Source organism: Rahnella sp. PAMC25559 (assembly GCF_050632365.1).
GTDB lineage: Bacteria > Pseudomonadota > Gammaproteobacteria > Enterobacterales > Enterobacteriaceae > Rahnella > Rahnella rivi.
This window is the reverse complement of sequence record NZ_CP192543.1, coordinates 2033567-2052334: the sequence shown is the minus strand read 5'-3', so window position 1 is coordinate 2052334 and position 18768 is coordinate 2033567. Positions and strand designations below refer to the sequence as shown.

Below are 18768 nucleotides of genomic sequence, written 5' to 3'. Positions count from 1 at the left end.
CGCAGAAATCAGCGGTAATGAATGGCCTGTTTTTTAGTGCGCAGAAGCAGCCACATTGGCAGCGGCAAGGTGACAATCAGCAGGATCCATAACAGGGAATAGACCGACGTCACGCCGTCGTTTTGCAGGTTGATAAACATTTTGACCGGAATGCCCTGCGGGAAGTAGCAGAACACCATCACGATGCCAAACTCCCCGATGGCGCGCACCCAGGCTATCGCCACGCCAGCGGCAATTCCACGTGAGGCCAGCGAGCTTGATCATGGTACTGGACGCCCCTATCTGAAACCGAAGCAGCGTTTTGCTACGTACATTTCTGCACAAGGTGGTGCAAATGTCCCGCGCGATAAACAAACTGTCCGAACTGCAAGAAAACTCATTGATGAACTCAACGAGTGCGAAGAAGAGATCCAGAAAATCATCAGTATCTATGCCCCTTATCCAGGCTCCTGCCACATCCACGAAACTCGTACAACTCAATGGCGAATCGTAGCTAAGGCCGTTGAAGTTGCAGTTCATCCCTTGAATTTAATAAGCGCCTCCGGCGCGCCTCCGGCGCGCCTCGGAGTCCTGTCAATAACTGTGGGGAGATTCAAACAGTACTCAGGCAGAGTATGCATCCCACGTATTCTGAGTACGCCACGGCGGTGATGAAATTAGTTGAAAATGGAAACGTTGGATGGAATGAACCGGACGTCGCCAAGGTTCTCGGAGACGCTGCAAGAGCACAATCCCCGGCTATTAATCATCAGCAGCAGACCTATAACCCGTCAATACCTCATGAGCTTGCCCCGTCGGCGCGATTAACAAAATGGGAGCGCTCCATAGTGCCGCAGATATATCGTGAATTAACGCAGCATGGCATCACGCCTAAACGCTGGGAGTTGGAGGCGCTGGCACGCGGTGCTACTTTCTTATATGAAGGTAAGCCATTTGAGTATAATGAAAGAACTAGCAAAATGTTATGGCATAATCTATTGATTGAAGACTTCATCAATTAGTTCACACTTTGCATAAAAATTTAACCATATGTAAAATCTAGTTTTTTTAAGTAGATAACCTATAGTTTAAAAATCGTGTCAGATTTATGTAAGAAATGCTACTTTAACATCATCACGAATATTAGTACTGCTAAGAAGGAACTGAAATTGGTAGAGTTAAGTTTTTTACAGAATGATTTTGAAAGGGTTGGTTATCTTGCAAATTTATTGACAGCTAGAGCCACTGGATTATCAAGCGATGAAGACGAGTACCTTTACTTGCGACATTTACTATTGCAAAACGCAAGTATCGCACCTCGTTTGCCAGCATTCGTCCGCCAGAGTCGAAGTCTGGACTTGTTCTGGAGTTTTATTCAGCCCAAATTTAAGAGTTACGCAGAAAGGCGTACTTTTATTTCTGAGCAATTCACGCCCTTGCTAGATCTACTGGAATTTAATGAACCAATTACTCAACCAATAGATCCCTCTCAGGTTAATTTTAAGAATAAAATGGGAGATAATTTATACGGTGATATTGAAGTAAAAAACAACAACATGAACTTAGTAGCCAGAAATAAAAGAAAAGTTTTCATTGTTCATGGTAGAGACAACTCTTCCAAACAGGAGGTTAGCAGGTTTATTTCACAATTGGGTCTTGAACCTATAATTTTACATGAGCAAGCTAATAGCGGGATGACTATAATCGAAAAGATAGAGCGTTATTCTAACGAGGCCGATTTTGCGCTAGTGCTTTATACACCTTGTGATAAGGGACGAGGGATTCATGAAAGTCACTTACCGCCGAAAGACCGCGCGCGTCAAAATGTAGTTTTCGAGCATGGATATCTTATGGCAAAGTTAGGACGCGAAAATGTATGTGCATTGGTGAAAAATGAAATAGAAACGCCAAACGACATTAGTGGTGTTGTTTATGTCCCTCTAGATGAACTCGGCGGTTGGAAAATAGCGATTACCACCGAGTTAAAAAGTTGTGGCTATCAAATAAAAAGCCTTATATGAAAGATTCCGAAATAGGAATAGTTAATTTGCAGTCGAAATGCGATAAAATAAATCATGTACCGCTTTCATGTTTATGCGAACGGAATTTATAAGAAGGCTGTTATTCTGACTATTTTAAGCGATAAAAAACCTCACTTAAAAAAATGTATACGATACTAAGACCCTGAATCCATCTGGCTCGCAATGAGCCAGATAGACGCCACCTCGACCCACTCACTAAAACATACTTGGTAGTTCATTTTGGAGAGTGGTCAGGGAGTTGCTCTGTAACTAAAGCCTTTAAGACTTTAGAATTAAGACTACAATAGACCATGAAATTTTGGAGATCAAGAAAAATGACAACTTTTGTTGCTTGGGTAGGAGTTGATTCGAGGGGACCATCTTCAATAAACTTTGCCAGCGATAGTCGTATCTCTTGGGGGGCGTCGGGAGCGCAACATTGGGACATGGCTCGGAAAACATTTTCTTCATCAACGTCTCCAGATATATTTGGCTATGTTAACGATGTTATTTTCCCATCAATGGTACTTGGCCAGTTAATAAATGCTATAGATGTTGGAGGATTGTTTGGTGGGAACCCTTCGAGTAGTAAGCGCTTCGAAATAGCAGTAGAACATATTAAAAATTCATACGAGAATTATGCGAAAAACTATAAAGAGTCATTTTGCATTTTCCACGGATCAAGGGAAGGTAATGTTTCTGCCTCCAAGTTTTCGCTTAATACAATTGCATGGGATAAAAAAGAATCAATATGGATTATTGATAAAATAACAATCCCAAAAACCTCTATGGCAATAACTATAAATGGCACTGGAGGGAATGTCGTTAAGAAATGGTCAGACCGCTGGGCATCATCAAGCCAAAAAGGAACAAGTAGGGCTATATTTAGCTCCTTTTGCAATGCTATTTCTTCTGGTGAGGATAAGAGGAGCGGCGGAGCGCCTCAATTAGTTTCTTTGTATAGAGTTGATCCTGGTAAAACCATAGGTTTTGTAGGGGGTAACAAAAAATTCATATCTGGAATCGAAATTTTAGACCTAACAAATGTTTCAGATGAAAACAATATCGAGTGGAGAAATAGTTTTTTTGAGCGCTGTGATGAAACCGGAAATAGGTTAGTGAAAGCTAAAGAACATCACATACCAAAAGGCCTAGGTTGATTACCAAAAAGTTATAGCAGCAGCTCTTAAAAGTCGTAGGGATGGCTTTCGTCATTAGTTATGAGAAAAATAGCTTGGTGCAACTATCTAATTCTTTTTCACCAAAGTAGCCGATAAGTGATTTCTTCAGTATGCATTCATGCTGCATGTTTTTGCATAATGTTGAACAGATGAATTCTTCTATGCTACGACGTTACAGGCACGGATCTCACCATCTCTGGCAACTGCATTAAAACTGACAGACAAAGCGGGCAGGCGTGGCGGGGATAGCATTGCGCGCAAACCCGATATATAAATATATTTTCGAGCCACCGTGCTGACCTAGGGTGGGTTTAATTGGCTCATTTAGGCATCGGGTAGTTTGATAAGAGTGTCTCCTATGGCTCAGCTCTTAACGTTATGTTTAAGTGTTTTAGCTCTGACCAGATACGAACGATGTCAAATCCGCACTATACGAAATCAGACCGTAAGATTTTTACCCGTAACGGGCGTGCTCAAAAATTCTTCGGCTATGCGAAGGTCGATCACATCTGACACTAAAAGAGGTAGCTATTTACCTCTAATTGCGTCTATATAATTAATTGATTTTAAGTGTCCAAATGCGGTTTTTTAACTTCAAAAGGAATAAGGCATGAGATCAAAGTTATTAAAAATCTTTGTTAAGAATATAGGATGTATCGGGCCGGAGGGAGTCGAGGTTAAGCTTGATGATATTCTGTGCCTTGTAGGACCCAATAATTCGGGAAAAACGACAATACTCAGGGCTTATGAGCTTGCATTTAATCCAACATCTTTCAGTATCACTAATGACAGATGTAATTGGGCAACTGCGGAACAACCATCAGAAGTGATCCTTGATGTACATATTCCTGAGGGAATGGGTAATGTGGATGAAAAATGGAAAATTATTGAACATGAAAAAAGAATAGTTAGAAGTTTATGGACATGGGATAAATTAGGAATATCTGTAAGAAAAACATGGGATCCACAGTCAGGTAATTGGGCTGATGATGGTAAGGCTGGAGGGGCTGACAACGTATTTAAATCACGTCTTCCAAGGCCTATGCGCATCAAATCCCTAGATGATGCTGTAACTTCTGAAGATATATTGCTTACTCTTGCATTGAGCCCGCTAGTAAAAGAACTCAAAACACTTGAAAGCGATAAGGAATCACAAATATCTAAAGATAAATCTGCCTTGGCCGCTACAGTAAATGCCCTAGCTGAGCCACATCAGAAAAGGTTATCTAGTATTTCTCAACAGATACAAACAGGATTTCAGAGTATATTCCCCGGCTTAGGTGTACAGCTTCATGTTGAAATGACACCTCCCGAACTGAAAATCGAGAATCTATTAAAACAAGGTTCAGGATTATTGATTGAGGATGCCGCAGGTCAATCCCGGATCGGTCAACAAGGGACGGGAGCGAGACGGGCATTGTTTTGGGCTATGCTGCAAGTTCACAATGAGATTAGCCGTCAAACTGAAAAGCGAGATGCCCTCCTTAAGACACTGAAAGATCAGCTGAAAAAAGAATCTAAAAAAGGGGCTGACACTGAAGAGGTAAAATTACTTAAACAACAAATTGAAGCTATTGAAAATGGAGACCCGGTACCTGAAGATACAGAAGATCCTGCATTACCCGGTTATATTCTTTTGATGGATGAGCCAGAAAATGCACTACACCCAATGGCTGCTAGGGCTGCACAATCACACCTTTATGCCCTCGGAAAACATCCTGACTGGCAAGTATTGTTAACTACACACTCACCTTACTTTATCAATCCGCTTGAAGACCACACGACAATTGCCCGTATGCAGAGGTCAAATGATGGCAAAGCACTTTCCCCACGATTATATATCGCTGATGAAGCAAATTTTTCTGATGAGGAGAAAGATAACTTACAAGCTTTGCAACTTACTGATATAGGTTTTGCGGAAGTATTTTTTGGAAGCTATCCGATTGTTGTAGAGGGTGATACTGAACATGCAGCATTTATATCTGCAATTGTAAAAACACAACATGAAATGACTGGTAAAGTAAGTATTATCCGTGCTCGCGGCAAAGCGGTTCTTGTGCCATTAATTAAAATGTTACGTCATTTCAAAACCAACTTTGGAATTGTCCATGATATTGATTGGCCATACCGAAAAAACGGTTCTGGAAATGGAATGTGGACGATAAATACAACGATTCGTAACGAGATCATAAAATGTAGGGAAAGTGGCCACATCGTTTATCATCGCTGGAGCATTCCTGATTTTGAGCGTTTTCTCGGAGGGGATGAGCTTGGAAAAGATAAACCTTATGCCGCTTTCAAACGCATCTCATCTGATCAAAAATTGAAAGAAAGAGTGCAAGGACTTATATCAAGTTTATTTGATGAACATCAATTCGATCCAATTGGGCATAACCCAGACAATGACTTTATTACTCAAATTCTTGAGGAGTTGAAGATTTGGGCAAAAGAAAATAATCAGGATACTAACATACGTCTTTTAGGTATTTAACCTTCATATTAAATGCCCGCAAGAACTTCGAGCAGGCATTTAACCAAATCATGAAAAACCAAATAGTTACATTAAACAAATAATACACTGAACCAAATTTCGCCCCTCCCTTAAAGCTAAAATTCGATGTGGTTTTATTCATCCAAAATTAAATTTTGACTAATACAGTACATGGGAAAAATTAAAATACCATTTCACCCGGCTATTTTTTTCAGTAGTTAGTTCAAAGCTCATAATTAGTAAACCTGACCACCTCCGCCCCTGCCCACTCGTTCAACTCTTTCATACGTTCCTGCAAGGGAACCAGCTCATTACGGACAAATACCTTTGCCGCTTTCTCAACGTCCCCAACCCCCCCGGTGTTGTTCGGGATAATACCCATCATCTGCGGTGGCACCCGGTGCGCGATGAGCAGGTCGTCGCGTGTTGCGTTCTTGATGTTAAAGAAATCATCTTTCGTGGCCACCTCGATCAGCGGGATGATTTTAATGGCGTCGGCTTTCCCGCCGGGGGCATGGTAGAAAATATTTTTAAAATTACCTGCGCCCTTAGATTTGGTCATCATGTCGCGCAGTGCGGTCACGTCCTGAGAGTTTTGCGCCGGGTCGGTCACGTACATGACATAGCCCGCGTGAGCCCCGTTGAGAAAATACTTGCGGCGATACAGTGTGGCGGATTCATTGAGCCACACGCTGTTTAACGCGCTGAGGTATTCCGGCAGGCCGTAGAGTTCCTGATTAATGTCCGGCTCTTGCCGGTGGAACTCGCCCCCCGGCTTCTGCGTATCATTTTTCTCGGTCAGTTTTTTGCCCCGCAGTTTCTGTTGCTCATATCTGTACATCACCAATGTGGGCAAGAGCACCAAACCAGCCTATGCGCTGGTTTTTTCCCAAAGAAAACCCCGCAAAATTCACGCCTTATCTCGAAGTGTGGTCGCGTTGTGGGCAGCGTTGATAAAAATCCTTTTTCATCAACATGATTTTCGTTTGACCTTCCCCTTGCTGGAAGGTTTATCCTCTGTCCTTAGTGAAGTTAACCCTGAGGAAATTCATCATGACGACGACCGTATTATCGCTGCAAGGCTTGTCCTGCGGGCACTGCGTGGCTTCAACGCGTAAAGCGCTGGAAGCTGTGGAAGGCACCACTGCCGTTGAAGTCTCTCTGGATAAAGCCATCGTCAAAGGCGATGCCAGCAGCCAGAGCCTGGTCGATGCCGTTGTTAACGCCGGTTATGAAGCGCAGGTTGTGGAGGACGTCTCCCCAAAATCTGAGCCGCTGACCGATAAGGCGAACGTTTTGCCGGAACCCCTGTCAGCGGCGGCGTCATCTGTTCCGGCATCCGATGAGAGCGTGCAGCTGTTACTCAGCGGCATGAGCTGCGCCAGCTGCGTCAGTAAAGTGCAGAAGGCGCTGGAAGGCGTCAGCGGCGTCGAACGGGCGCGGGTCAATCTGGCGGAACGCAGTGCGCTGGTCAGCGGTGACGTTGATCAGGCAGCGCTGATTGCCGCCGTTGAACGCGCAGGTTACGGCGCTGAAATTATTATTGATGAAACCAAACGCCGCGAGCGGCAGCAACAAACCGCGCGCAGCAGCATGATCCGTTTCAGCTGGCAGGCCGCTCTCGGTCTGGCCGCCGGTATTCCACTGATGCTGTGGGGGCTGCTCGGCGGTGAAATGATGGTCACCGACGCCAGCCAGACTGCCTGGTTAATCGTCGGCATTCTGACGCTGGTGATCATGGTTGTCGCGGGCGGGCATTTTTACCACAGCGCGTGGAAAAGCCTGATGCACGGCAGCGCCAATATGGACACGCTGGTGTCGCTCGGCACCGGCGCGGCGTGGATATTCTCCTTCGCCGTCTGCCTGTGGCCGGAGGCGTTCCCGATGCAGGCCCGCCACCTTTACTTTGAAGCCAGCGTCATGATTATCGGCCTGATCAATCTCGGCCACGCGCTGGAGCAACGCGGGCGCCAGCGTTCGTCTCAGGCGCTTGAACGTTTGCTGGATCTCACCCCGCCCACAGCCCGCGTGGTCACCGCGCAGGGTGAAAAAAACCTGCCGCTGGCCGAGGTTCAGCAGGGCATGACGCTGCGCCTGACCACCGGCGATCGTGTGCCGGTTGACGGTGAAATTCAAAGCGGCGAAGCCTGGATGGATGAGGCAATGCTGACCGGTGAACCGGTTCCCCGGCAGAAATCGCAGGGTGAAAAAGTGCATGCGGGTACGCTGGTAAAAGATGGCAGCGTGCTGTTTCGCGCTGACGCCATTGGCAGCCAGACCACCCTGTCGCGCATCATCAAGCTGGTGCGCGAGGCGCAAAGCAGTAAACCGGAAATCGGCAAACTGGCCGACAAAATCTCTGCCGTTTTCGTGCCTGCGGTGGTGCTGATTGCGCTGTTCAGCGGTGCTGTCTGGTATTTCTTTGGCCCTCAGCCACAGCTGATGTATACGCTGGTGATTGTGACCACGGTGCTTATCATCGCCTGCCCTTGCGCACTGGGACTGGCAACGCCGATGTCGATTACTGCGGGTGTGGGCCGCGCGGCGGAATTTGGCGTGCTGGTACGTGATGCCGATGCGCTGCAAAAAGCCAGCACCCTCTCCACGCTGGTTTTCGACAAAACCGGCACGCTGACCGAAGGCCAGCCGAAAGTGACAGATATTCATACGTTTGGTGATATCAGCGAACCTCAGGCGCTGCGCTTTGCTGCCGCGCTGGAACAGGGATCGCATCACCCGCTGGCGCAGGCCATTGTCGAAAAAGCGCAAGATCAGGCTATTCCCGACGTGCAGAACTTCCGCACGCTTGGCGGTCTGGGTCTGCGGGGTGAAACGGAAGGCAAAACGCTGCTGCTGGGCAATCAGGCGCTGATGCAGGAAAACGGCATTGACGTTCAGGTTACCGACGCGTTGCTCAATGCAATGACCGCGCAAGGCGCAACGCCGGTTCTGCTGGCGGTTGACGGGCACCTCGCTGCGCTGTTCGCCCTGCGCGATCCGCTGCGCGAGGACAGCGTCAGCGCCTTGCAGCGTCTGCATCAGCTCGGTTATCAGCTGGTGATGCTGACCGGCGACAACCCGCGCACCGCGCAGGCTATCGCTGCACAGGCGGGTATCGATACGGTGATTGCCGGTGTGCGGCCGGAAGGCAAGGCTGATGCCATCAAAGCCTTGCAGGCCAAAGGCCAGCAGGTGGCAATGATTGGCGATGGCATTAACGATGCTCCCGCGCTGGCACAGGCGGACGTCGGCATTGCAATGGGCGGTGGCAGCGATGTGGCTATTGAAACCGCCGCAATTACCCTGATGCGCCCCAGCCTGCACGGCGTTGCCGATGCACTGGCGATGTCTCAGGCCACGCTGCGCAATATGAAACAGAACCTGCTCGGCGCCTTTATCTACAACGTGATTGGGATACCCGTGGCCGCCGGCGTGCTGTATCCGCTGACCGGTACGTTGCTCAGCCCTGTGATTGCGGGCGCGGCGATGGCTCTGTCGTCCATCACTGTGGTGGCTAATGCGAACCGACTGTTAAGGTTCACACCGAAAAAACCGGCCTAAAAAACAAGACGTTTCCTCTGTTCGCTCAACCGCTGACGCGTTAGCATGGTCTTTCATTTTTCGGGAGACCATGCGATATGGCGAAGTTTTTCAATCAGGCATTCAGCTGGCTCCGCAGGCTGTTCCCCGTCGAGTATTCCTATCCCGCCCTTGATATTCAGCTTCCCGGCCACCGCTTTTTACATCTGGTCGGCAGCATTCATATGGGCACCCAGGACATGCAGCCTTTGCCCGCGCAGTTATTACGCCGCCTGCAAAAAGCCGATGCGCTGATCGTCGAGGCCGATATCAGTGGCACCGAGTCTCCTTTTACGATGTCAGGTGAGTTTCCGCCGCTGGCGGAACGCCTTCCTGAATCACACTATCTGCACGTCGAACGCCTGTGCGAAGAGCTGGGCGTCTCGATGTGGACGCTGAATCCGCTGCCCTCGTGGCAGGTCGCGCTGATGTTGCAGGCCACTCAGGCTCAGCGACTCGGGTTACGCGGAAATTACGGCATTGATTATCAGCTTTTGCAAAAAGCCAAACTGCAAAACACCCCGGTCATTGAGCTGGAGGGGCCGCAGGAACAGTTCGCGTTGTTGCAGCAACTTCCCGACGACGGTCTGGGGCTTTTGGAAGATACGCTGACGCACTGGCATACCAACGCCCGGCTGCTGCAAACCATGATCAGCTGGTGGCTGGATACCAAACCGGTGATGGCGTTAGATCAGCTGCCGAACACTTTCAGCGGCGATCTTTACGACGTGCTGATGAATCAGCGAAATATTCGCTGGAAGCAACTGCTGCTGGAACTGCCGCCGGGGCATTACGTGGTGGCCGTCGGCGCGCTGCATTTGTATGGCGAGGGGAACCTGCCGGAGCTGCTGAAAGGATAAAAAAATGGCCGGGTTTTAAGGCCGGCCAGTCAAAGAGGAATTTCATTTTATTTTTATAGCTACAGTGCCTGCCCTTGCGGACGCGACACCGGCGGGCACAGGGTAACAACCTGTGTTGGGTCTTGGCAATAACCATTCATTGCACTACTATTTCTCCCTCGCTTAATAATCATACTTTATTGTTAAATTTCATCGAATTGAACTGCCGACGATTTTTCGAACAAAAAAGTAATCAGAGATGAAAGATCATGACCCCAGCGGTACTTCTTCTGGAAAAAAATAAAGTCAGCTTCACTCTTCATTCGTATGAGCACAGCAGCGACGAAACCCACTTCGGCGATGAAGCGGTGAAAAAGCTGGGGCTGGATGCGCGTCAGGTCTACAAAACCCTGCTGGTTTCCCTGAACGGAGACGCTAAAAACCTGGCCGTGGCGGTAACGCCGGTGGCGTCCATGCTGGATCTGAAGAAGGTGGCGAAAGCCCTCGGGGCGAAAAAAGCCGACATGGCGGATCCGGCCATCGCGCAGCGCGTAACCGGTTATCTGGTCGGCGGCATCAGCCCGCTCGGGCAGAAAAAACTGTTGCCGACGGTGATCGACAGTCCGGCGCAGACATTTTCCACCATTTATGTTTCAGGCGGTAAACGCGGGCTTGATATTGAGCTGGCGGCAGGCGATCTTTGCCGGTTACTGAAAGGCCAGTTTGCTGAGATCGCCAAAGCCGACTGACGCTCCCGGCCCCCCTTCTGCACAGAACATTAAGGTTTACGCGCCATGACCGACAATACGGCAACGCCGGACAGCCCGCAGAAAGACGCAGTCAAAAAGACTGCGTTTTCTATTCTGGCGGCGATCAGCGTTTCTCATCTGCTTAATGACATGATCCAGTCGCTGATCCTCGCGATTTATCCGTTGCTGCAAAATGAGTTTTCGCTCAGCTTCACCCAGATAGGCATGATCACGCTGACCTATCAGATTACGGCTTCTTTGCTGCAACCGCTGATCGGTTATTACACCGACAAACACCCGCAGCCCTACTCCCTGCCCGTCGGCATGGGGTTCACCCTCTCCGGCCTGCTGTTGCTGGCTGTCGCGCAGAGTTTCCCGGTGGTTCTGCTGGCCGCCGCGCTGGTCGGCACCGGCTCCTCGGTTTTCCACCCTGAGTCTTCCCGCGTGGCGCGCATGGCTTCCGGCGGACGTCATGGCCTGGCGCAATCGCTGTTCCAGGTCGGTGGAAATTTCGGGGCTTCCCTGGGGCCGTTGCTGGCGGCGCTGATCATTGCGCCTTACGGTAAAGGCAACGTTGCCTGGTTCTCACTGGCGGCATTACTGGGCATTGTGGTGTTACTGCAAATCAGCAAGTGGTACCGCCAGCAGAATCAGATCGCCAAAAAGCGCGGGCCGGTGAAAATGAACATCACCGTCCTGCCCCGCAAAACGGTGGCAATGTCGCTGGGCATTCTGCTGATACTGGTATTTTCAAAATATTTCTACCTGACCAGTATCAGCAGTTATTACACCTTCTACCTGATCCATAAATTTGGTGTATCGGTGCAAAGTGCTCAGATTCACCTGTTTGTTTTCCTGTTTGCCGTCGCAGCAGGCACCATCATTGGCGGGCCGGTGGGAGATAAGATTGGGCGCAAATACGTCATATGGGCGTCAATTCTCGGCGTCGCGCCATTTACCCTACTTTTGCCCCACGCCAACCTGATGTGGACCAGCGTACTGAGCGTGATTATTGGCGTGATCCTCGCCTCGGCGTTTTCGGCGATTCTGGTGTTTGCACAAGAGTTAATGCCAGGAAAAGTCGGTATGGTTTCCGGGCTGTTCTTCGGGCTGGCCTTTGGTATGGGCGGTCTGGGCGCTGCGGTACTGGGCTATGTGGCAGACATCACCAGCATTGAACTGGTGTATCAGATTTGTGCCTTCCTGCCGTTGCTCGGGATATTCACTGCATTCCTGCCGAATCTGGAAAATCACCGCGCCTGATAGCCTGCCTTTCGCTGCCGGCAACCCAAATGCCGGCGGCTTCTTATCCCTTCTCCCCTTGAGCTTTGTCGGATAAAACCCATTTAAATCATCCGTTGGGATTTTTTTTGTTGTCTGCGGGGGATTTACTGCAAAAAAGGCCAAAATTCCTCAACGCCGGAACGATTTTTACCATAAACTTAGAAACAATCTGCAACACATTGCTTTGTGCATCACCAGAAGGAGTCTGAATGCATCATTCTACGCCCTTGATTACCACGATTGTCGGTGGCCTGGTACTGGCCTTTCTTTTTGGCATGATCGCCAATCGTTTACGTATTTCTCCTCTGGTTGGCTATCTCGCCGCGGGCGTGCTGGCCGGACCTTTCACACCTGGCTTTGTTGCTGATACCTCTCTTGCTCCCGAACTGGCTGAAATTGGCGTCATTTTGCTGATGTTTGGCGTCGGGTTGCATTTCTCTCTGAAAGATTTACTGGCCGTAAAGGCGATAGCCATTCCCGGCGCTGTAGCGCAAATCGCGGTAGCGACGCTGCTTGGGATGGGATTATCACACCTTATGGGCTGGGATCTCGCCACCGGGCTGGTGTTCGGGCTCTGCCTGTCTACCGCCAGTACCGTGGTGCTGTTGCGCGCTCTGGAAGAACGGCAACTTATTGAAAGTCAGCGCGGGCAAATCGCCATCGGCTGGCTGATTGTTGAAGATTTAGTGATGGTGCTGACGCTGGTGCTGCTGCCGGCCTTCAGCGGTATGCTGGAAAGTCATCACTCCAGCCCGGTGGAACTGCTGACCGGCCTGGCGGTGACTATCGGTAAAGTGATCGCGTTTATGGTGCTGATGATGGTGGTCGGACGCCGCGTGGTACCGTGGATCCTGGCGAAAACCGCCAGCACCGGTTCACGCGAACTGTTCACACTGTCGGTTCTGGCGCTGGCGCTGGGTATCGCTTACGGCGCGGTTGAAATCTTTGATGTCTCGTTCGCGCTCGGTGCCTTCTTCGCCGGGATGGTGCTGAACGAATCCGAACTGAGCCAGCGTGCCGCGCACGACACCCTGCCGCTGCGCGACGCTTTTGCGGTGCTGTTCTTCGTGTCGGTGGGCATGCTGTTCGACCCGATGATTCTGGTGCGCGAGCCGCTGACGGTGATCGCAACTCTGGCGATTATCGTATTCGGTAAATCCATCGCGGCCTTCCTGCTGGTGATGATGTTCGGGCACTCCAGACGCACCGCGCTGACCATCTCCGTCAGCCTGGCGCAGATTGGTGAGTTCGCCTTTATTCTTGCCGGCCTTGGGATTTCACTGGGGCTGCTCTCCGAGCATGGTCGCAATCTGGTACTGGCGGGGGCCATATTGTCGATAATGTTTAACCCGCTGTTGTTTACGCTGCTGGAAAAATATCTGGCGAAAACAGAAACCATCGAAGATCAGAGCGTCGAAGAAGCGGTGGAAGACGAGAAGCAAATCCCGTTCGATTTGTGCAATCACGCGCTGCTGGTCGGCTATGGCCGCGTCGGCAGCCTGCTCGGTGAGAAACTTCAGGCCGCCGGTATTCCGCTGGTGGTGATTGAAAACTCCCGCCCGCGCGTTGAAGCGCTGCGTGAACAAGGTATCAGTACGGTGCTGGGCAACGCCGCCAATCAGGAAATCATGGATCTGGCGCGTCTCGACTGCGCGCGCTGGCTGCTGGTGACCATTCCTAACGGTTACGAAGCCGGAGAAATTGTCGCTTCAGCCCGCACCAAACGGCCAAATATCGAAATCATTGCCCGCGCGCATTACGATGACGAAGTGACCTACATTCTGGAACGCGGTGCCGATCGCGTGGTGATGGGCGAACGTGAGATCGCCAACAGCATGCTGGGTATGCTGCAAATCGACATCATGACCGAAGACGAGAAACGGCCATTTTGTCCGGTGTGATGACGCTTTAACAACGTAATGAATCAGGGGTGCAGTCCTGCGGCTGCGCCCTTTTTATTGCCCGTTTTTTTCCCTTTTACCTCCGTAACATAAAAAACGCCAAATCAGATCATTTCGCGGTATTCTGTGGCTATGCCAAATATTGATCGGTCGTCGCAATGTCGTTACCCCATCTGGAAACGTTAAACATATTGAGTACGCCGATCTGGGTTGTTTCGGCGCAAAGTCAGCACATCCTTTTTGCCAATATCGCTGCCAGAAAGCTGGCAGGCAACAGCCTGCTGGGGCCGCTGCGTAACGGCCAGTTTTCCGTTCATTCTCACCAGTCTCTCGATGCCTATTTGCCGAATCTGGCGAAGGGCGATCAGATTGTCGAAATCTGGACGATCCACAAAGAAGGCCGCGCATTTCCGCTGACCTGCCGCTTATCCTCGATACCGCTTGATGGCAGTGAATATGCCATTGTGTTCGAAGGTGCCCACACGTCCGCCGCCAATGTTCCGGTACCCGTTCCCAGCAACACACGCTATCGCCGCGATGAAAGTGGTTTCTATGAGCGCTTCTTTCAGACCAACAGCGCCCCGATGTTGTTAATCGATCCCGCCAATAATGGGCAGATTGTCGATGCCAATCAGGCCGCCACCCGTTTTTATGGCTATACGCGTGACGAAATCTGCATGAAACACACCTGGGAAATCAATGCGATGGGGCTGGACGTACTGCCGGTGATGCATGAAATTGCCCGACTGCCCGGCGGGCATAAGCCGCTGACGTTCGTGCATAAACTGGCGGACGGCAATTTGCGCCACGTCCAGACCTATGCCGGGCCGGTGGAACTGAACGCAGTACGGCTGATGTTGTGCATCATTCACGACATCACTGAGCAAAAACGTCTTGAGCAGGAACTGGAACATGCAGCGCTTCGTGATCCGCTCACCGGGCTGGGCAACCGTCGTCAGTTCATGCAGCTGGTGGAGAATGCGCGCACGCAAAATCCGCAGCGGACACACAATTTCAGCCTGATGCTGGTGGACGCCGATCATTTCAAAACGATCAACGATCAGTACGGGCATAACAAAGGCGATGATGCGCTGGTGATGCTGGCCAGAACGCTGGAAACCGGGATCCGCGAAAGCGATACGGTCTTCCGCTGGGGCGGTGAGGAGTTCCTGATTTTGCTGCCGCTGACGCCTCTGGAAGGCGCGATGATCGTTGCCGAAGCCCTGCGTGAAAGAGTGCAGCAGTTATCGCAGCCGGAAATGCCTGCGCTGACAGTCAGCGTAGGCGTGGCGCAGTACGAAGCGGGGGAAGATTTTACCAGCCTGTTTAAACGTGTGGATGACGCGCTGTATCGCGCCAAAACGTCAGGCCGTAATCAGGTGCAGGCAGGATAATCAGAAAGCAGGACGGGGGTCGCCCCGCCCGCTTCACTCAGCGTTCCCAGTAACTCTCTTCCAGACTGTCCTCACGTTCCGGCAGGCCACGCGTCAGACGCGGTGAATGCTGGTTAAGCACCTGATAACTCACACGGTTGGCGTATTTACATACCTGTGCCAGCGAGGAATAGGTCAGATACTCGCGCGAATGCTTGCTGGAATTGGGAACGGACGTGCGATGAAAACCGTTCGCCGCAATGTCATGCAACAGCGCCGATAACGCGCCATCGCCTGCCCCGTTGGTATTCATGATTTTTTCCGGGCCGCCCATGTAGGGCGCGATGTGGGAATAAATCTTCAGCGGTTGCTCACAACATTCACGGCGCATCGCACGGCTGAATTCGTATTGGTTAAATTCGGCAATCGCCCCCGGCAGCAGGGGATGCTGCGTGGTACGTTTGAACGCTTCTTCGGTATAACTCGCCATAAACAGGCCGTTCGGCCCGGCGGTACACAACACCAGATCGACCCAGTCCAGCGCCTTATCGGCAGCCATCAGCGGATCTTTCATGCCGGTCAGTGCAAATCCTTCATCTTCGTTCATCGCCAGAATCGAGACATGATCGCGCAGGAAATCGCGCCATGCCTGCGGATCATCTGCAATCACATATTGCGTGCCGAGCGTTAGTACCACCGGCACATGATATTTTTTCGCGTACTCAATCGCCTGCATGGTGGCCTGCGGAATAGGCTCGCCGGGTTTGCTGCGTAACAGGTATGAGGTCAACAGCAGCGCGGAGGCGCCGGCGATGACGTCTTCCGGTACGCTTTCGGCTTTCAGTCTGTTCATCTTGCCCGGACTGATGGCAAACGTACGTTCGCCGGTGTCGCTGATAAGCGTAAAGCATCGGCCGATCGCGCCATCGACGCCCTGCAGGAAGTTAAGATCTACACGGCTTGAGGTGTTGCACAGGTAGCGGTAGGCGTAATCACCGATTCTGACGTTGTTACACATCACCCCCAGCAGAACCGAGCGGTCATCGGCCAGCACGGAATAGTTGTGCAGCGTATTGCCCACGGTGCCGCCTGCAAACTGGTGCGTAATCAGCGCGTTTGCCATCAGTTCCTGGTAAAGCGCTTCCGACATGTCATCATCAAGAATATTGGACTCGCCGGGCGTCAGACCGTAACGGGCAACAAAACTTTCATCCACGCGCGCTTCGATATCCACCATCGTCTGATCGATACCGACAATATAGGATGCCCCGCCCTCGGATTCCGGCTGCATCGCCTGCAGCATAGAATCACGCAGTAATGGGTCACGCGCGCTGACCGGAAAATAGTGTTTTGACTTACGCTTACCAGGAAATTTCATTGCTTGTTCTCAGGAAATTCAAAAAGCTCAGCCTTCCATCAGAAGTGCTGAGTGACCAGTTGTTGCAGCAGATCGATATGCTCCGGCTGGTCGTTTAAGGCGTCAATATATTCGAAGCGCTCGCCGCCTGCATGCATAAAAATCTCACGATTCTCTTCTTTGATCTCTTCCAGCGTCTCCAGACAATCCGAGGCGAAGCCGGGACAGATAATCTGGATAGACTTAACGCCCTGAGCCGGAAGGCCTTTGAGGGTTTCGTCCGTGTACGGCGTCAGCCACGGTTCACGGCCAAAGCGCGACTGGAAAGTCAGCATAATTTTGCCGGTCGGCAGTTGCAGCGCATCGGTCAGCGCCTGCGCGGTGTCGCGGCAGCGCTGTTCGTAATCATCACCTTCCGCCACAAAACGCTTTGGAATACCGTGGAAGGACAACACCAGACGGTCCGGTTCGCCATGTTGCGCGAAAGAACGTTCGATACTGGCTTTCAGCGCGGAGATGTAGGCCGGATGGGTGGCGTAATCACGAATAAAGCTCAGGGAAGGCAGACGGCGCTGTGATTTCAGCACCCGCGCTACGCCGTCGAAAACGGCGGCACTGGTGGAACAGGAATATTGCGGATACAGCGGCAGCACCACCATTTTGGTCACGCCCTGCGCCAGCAGTTTTTCGATCGGATCTTTCATACCCGGCTTGCCGTAGCTCATTGCCAGTTCAACCGGCGTACCCGGCAGGCGCTCAGCCAGGGCTTTTTGCTGTCGACGGCTGAAAACCATCAGCGGCGAGCCTTCTTCCATCCACACGGATTTGTACAGCTTGGATACGCGCGGAGAACGCAAAGGCAAAATCACCAGATTCAGGATTGGCCACCAGAGCAGGCGGGGTGTATCTACGACGCGGATATCACTCAAAAACTCACCCAGGTATTTTTTTACGGCCTTAGGCGTCGGTGCTTCAGGTGTTCCGAGATTAACCAGGAGGACCCCGAATTTGGTCTGCGTCATGCTGAATTTCCTAAATTGATGGCGTTGAAGCCAGAGTGAAAAATCATGGGCGCTCCCGTTTACGGTAGCTCAGGAAGAAGCGCACGTCATTGTAACGAAAACAAAGGCGATCGGAACAACGGCAATGGCTATCAATGCGAATTGTGACTATTTCTGGCGGGGGATGGCGTAAAAACAAACGGGGCGACCTAAGTCACCCCGTTAACAGAACCGGTGCAGCGGGAATCAGCTTAAGATAGCCGCGAGTTCGTCACGCACGGCAGAAACCTGCTGTGTGCCGTCAATTTTGACGTAGCGGGTGTTGCCTGCTTCTGCTTCTTTACCGTAATAGGACACCAGTGGCTCAGTCAGCTCATGGTATTCCACCAGGCGTTTACGCACGGTTTCTTCCTGATCGTCTTTACGGGTGATCAGGTCTTCGCCGGTCACATCGTCTTTACCTTCCACTTTTGGCGGATTGTACTGGATGTGATACACACGGCCAGAGCCCGGATGTACGCGACGACCGACGATGCGATCCACAATCAGTTCGTCAGGTACGTCGAATTCCAGCACGTAATCGACCTTGATGCCCGCTTCTTTCATGGCATCAGCCTGCGGAATGGTGCGAGGGAAACCGTCTAACAGGAAACCGTTACGGCAATCTTCCTGCTGAATACGTTCTTTCACCAGAGCGATAACCAGTTCGTCCGTCACCAGTTTACCGGCGTCCATAATCTCTTTTGCTTTCTTGCCGAGCTCACTTCCGGCCTTCACAGCGGCGCGCAACATATCACCGGTAGAAATCTGAGGAATACCAAATTTCTCCATGATGAATTGGGCCTGAGTACCCTTACCTGCGCCCGGAGCGCCCAGCAGAATGATACGCATTGCGTAAATCCCCTTGCATGTAATTTTTATGAATCTCGAAAAACGGTCAACCATACCATTCTGAGCGCTTTTGCTCAAGGAACAACCCCTACGGGCACTGGGGTTAACGCGGCAGATTAGGG

The 18768-nt window shown here is 50.9% G+C and carries 13 protein-coding genes and 2 pseudogenes; 10 read left to right on the top strand and 5 right to left on the bottom strand.

Going from position 1 to position 18768, the window contains the following annotated elements; all coding sequences use genetic code 11:
* Positions 1-8: 8 nt before the first annotated feature.
* A pseudogene (locus ACQZQY_RS10660) lies at positions 9-251 on the bottom strand (sulfate ABC transporter permease); the annotation flags it as partial.
* A 399-nt stretch (positions 252-650) separates the two neighbouring features.
* On the opposite strand from ACQZQY_RS10660, the gene ACQZQY_RS10655 reads away from it, so the two are divergent.
* The 4 genes from ACQZQY_RS10655 to ACQZQY_RS10640 all read left to right on the top strand — a co-directional run bounded on the left by ACQZQY_RS10655 (position 651) and on the right by ACQZQY_RS10640 (position 5672).
* Positions 651-1001: a hypothetical protein gene (locus ACQZQY_RS10655; RefSeq protein ID WP_431297075.1), complete on the top strand. Its 351-nt coding sequence runs from the start codon at positions 651-653 to the stop codon at positions 999-1001.
* A 147-nt stretch (positions 1002-1148) separates the two neighbouring features.
* A complete protein-coding gene (locus ACQZQY_RS10650; protein ID WP_431297074.1) occupies positions 1149-2000 on the top strand; it encodes a TIR domain-containing protein in 852 nt (283 codons plus the stop codon).
* Between the two features lie 446 nt (positions 2001-2446).
* Positions 2447-3160, top strand: coding sequence for a hypothetical protein (locus tag ACQZQY_RS10645; RefSeq protein WP_431297073.1), 714 nt, complete (start codon positions 2447-2449; stop codon positions 3158-3160).
* Positions 3161-3791: 631 nt separating this feature from the next.
* On the top strand, positions 3792-5672 hold the full coding sequence (locus tag ACQZQY_RS10640) for an ATP-dependent nuclease (protein WP_431297072.1): 1881 nt from the start codon (positions 3792-3794) through the stop codon (positions 5670-5672).
* Positions 5673-5895: 223 nt separating this feature from the next.
* Here the strand turns inward: ACQZQY_RS10640 and ACQZQY_RS10635 are convergent.
* A pseudogene (locus ACQZQY_RS10635) lies at positions 5896-6450 on the bottom strand (phage portal protein); the annotation flags it as partial.
* A 275-nt stretch (positions 6451-6725) separates the two neighbouring features.
* On the opposite strand from ACQZQY_RS10635, the gene copA reads away from it, so the two are divergent.
* The 6 genes from copA to ACQZQY_RS10605 all read left to right on the top strand — a co-directional run bounded on the left by copA (position 6726) and on the right by ACQZQY_RS10605 (position 15418).
* A complete protein-coding gene (gene copA / locus ACQZQY_RS10630) occupies positions 6726-9233 on the top strand; it encodes a copper-exporting P-type ATPase CopA (protein WP_431297071.1) in 2508 nt (835 codons plus the stop codon).
* A gap of 77 nt (positions 9234-9310) precedes the next feature.
* Positions 9311-10111, top strand: coding sequence for a TraB/GumN family protein (locus tag ACQZQY_RS10625; protein ID WP_431297070.1), 801 nt, complete (start codon positions 9311-9313; stop codon positions 10109-10111).
* 248 nt (positions 10112-10359) lie between these two features.
* On the top strand, positions 10360-10839 hold the full coding sequence (ybaK, locus tag ACQZQY_RS10620) for a Cys-tRNA(Pro)/Cys-tRNA(Cys) deacylase YbaK (RefSeq protein ID WP_431297069.1): 480 nt from the start codon (positions 10360-10362) through the stop codon (positions 10837-10839).
* 45 nt (positions 10840-10884) lie between these two features.
* Positions 10885-12102 carry an MFS transporter gene (locus ACQZQY_RS10615; protein WP_056771217.1) on the top strand — a complete coding sequence of 406 codons (1218 nt, stop codon included), beginning with the start codon at positions 10885-10887 and terminating at the stop codon, positions 12100-12102.
* 230 nt (positions 12103-12332) lie between these two features.
* On the top strand, positions 12333-14024 hold the full coding sequence (ybaL, locus tag ACQZQY_RS10610; RefSeq protein ID WP_056771213.1) for a YbaL family putative K(+) efflux transporter: 1692 nt from the start codon (positions 12333-12335) through the stop codon (positions 14022-14024).
* Positions 14025-14182: 158 nt separating this feature from the next.
* Positions 14183-15418 carry a sensor domain-containing diguanylate cyclase gene (locus ACQZQY_RS10605; RefSeq protein ID WP_122095989.1) on the top strand — a complete coding sequence of 412 codons (1236 nt, stop codon included), beginning with the start codon at positions 14183-14185 and terminating at the stop codon, positions 15416-15418.
* A gap of 37 nt (positions 15419-15455) precedes the next feature.
* Here the strand turns inward: ACQZQY_RS10605 and ACQZQY_RS10600 are convergent, their stop codons facing one another.
* The 3 genes from ACQZQY_RS10600 to adk all read right to left on the bottom strand — a co-directional run bounded on the left by ACQZQY_RS10600 (position 15456) and on the right by adk (position 18646).
* Positions 15456-16775, bottom strand: coding sequence for an inosine/guanosine kinase (locus ACQZQY_RS10600; RefSeq protein WP_431297068.1), 1320 nt, complete (start codon positions 16773-16775; stop codon positions 15456-15458).
* Positions 16776-16813: 38 nt separating this feature from the next.
* A complete protein-coding gene (hemH, locus tag ACQZQY_RS10595; RefSeq protein ID WP_056771203.1) occupies positions 16814-17776 on the bottom strand; it encodes a ferrochelatase in 963 nt (320 codons plus the stop codon).
* 225 nt (positions 17777-18001) lie between these two features.
* On the bottom strand, positions 18002-18646 hold the full coding sequence (adk, locus tag ACQZQY_RS10590) for an adenylate kinase (protein ID WP_056771200.1): 645 nt from the start codon (positions 18644-18646) through the stop codon (positions 18002-18004).
* Between the last annotated feature and the right edge of the window lie 122 nt (positions 18647-18768).

Excerpts from the sequence above, each read along its gene's own strand:
- ACQZQY_RS10655 (WP_431297075.1), top strand. The coding sequence starts at position 651 with ATGAAATTAGTTGAAAATGGAAACGTTGGATGGAATGAACCGGACGTC.
- ACQZQY_RS10645 (WP_431297073.1), top strand. The coding sequence starts at position 2,447 with ATGGCTCGGAAAACATTTTCTTCATCAACGTCTCCAGATATATTTGGC.
- ACQZQY_RS10640 (WP_431297072.1), top strand. The coding sequence starts at position 3,792 with ATGAGATCAAAGTTATTAAAAATCTTTGTTAAGAATATAGGATGTATC.
- copA (WP_431297071.1), top strand. The coding sequence starts at position 6,726 with ATGACGACGACCGTATTATCGCTGCAAGGCTTGTCCTGCGGGCACTGC.
- ACQZQY_RS10625 (WP_431297070.1), top strand. The coding sequence starts at position 9,311 with ATGGCGAAGTTTTTCAATCAGGCATTCAGCTGGCTCCGCAGGCTGTTC.
- ybaK (WP_431297069.1), top strand. The coding sequence starts at position 10,360 with ATGACCCCAGCGGTACTTCTTCTGGAAAAAAATAAAGTCAGCTTCACT.
- ACQZQY_RS10615 (WP_056771217.1), top strand. The coding sequence starts at position 10,885 with ATGACCGACAATACGGCAACGCCGGACAGCCCGCAGAAAGACGCAGTC.
- ybaL (WP_056771213.1), top strand. The coding sequence starts at position 12,333 with ATGCATCATTCTACGCCCTTGATTACCACGATTGTCGGTGGCCTGGTA.
- ACQZQY_RS10605 (WP_122095989.1), top strand. The coding sequence starts at position 14,183 with ATGTCGTTACCCCATCTGGAAACGTTAAACATATTGAGTACGCCGATC.
- ACQZQY_RS10600 (WP_431297068.1), bottom strand. The coding sequence starts at position 16,775 with ATGAAATTTCCTGGTAAGCGTAAGTCAAAACACTATTTTCCGGTCAGC.
- hemH (WP_056771203.1), bottom strand. The coding sequence starts at position 17,776 with ATGACGCAGACCAAATTCGGGGTCCTCCTGGTTAATCTCGGAACACCT.
- adk (WP_056771200.1), bottom strand. The coding sequence starts at position 18,646 with ATGCGTATCATTCTGCTGGGCGCTCCGGGCGCAGGTAAGGGTACTCAG.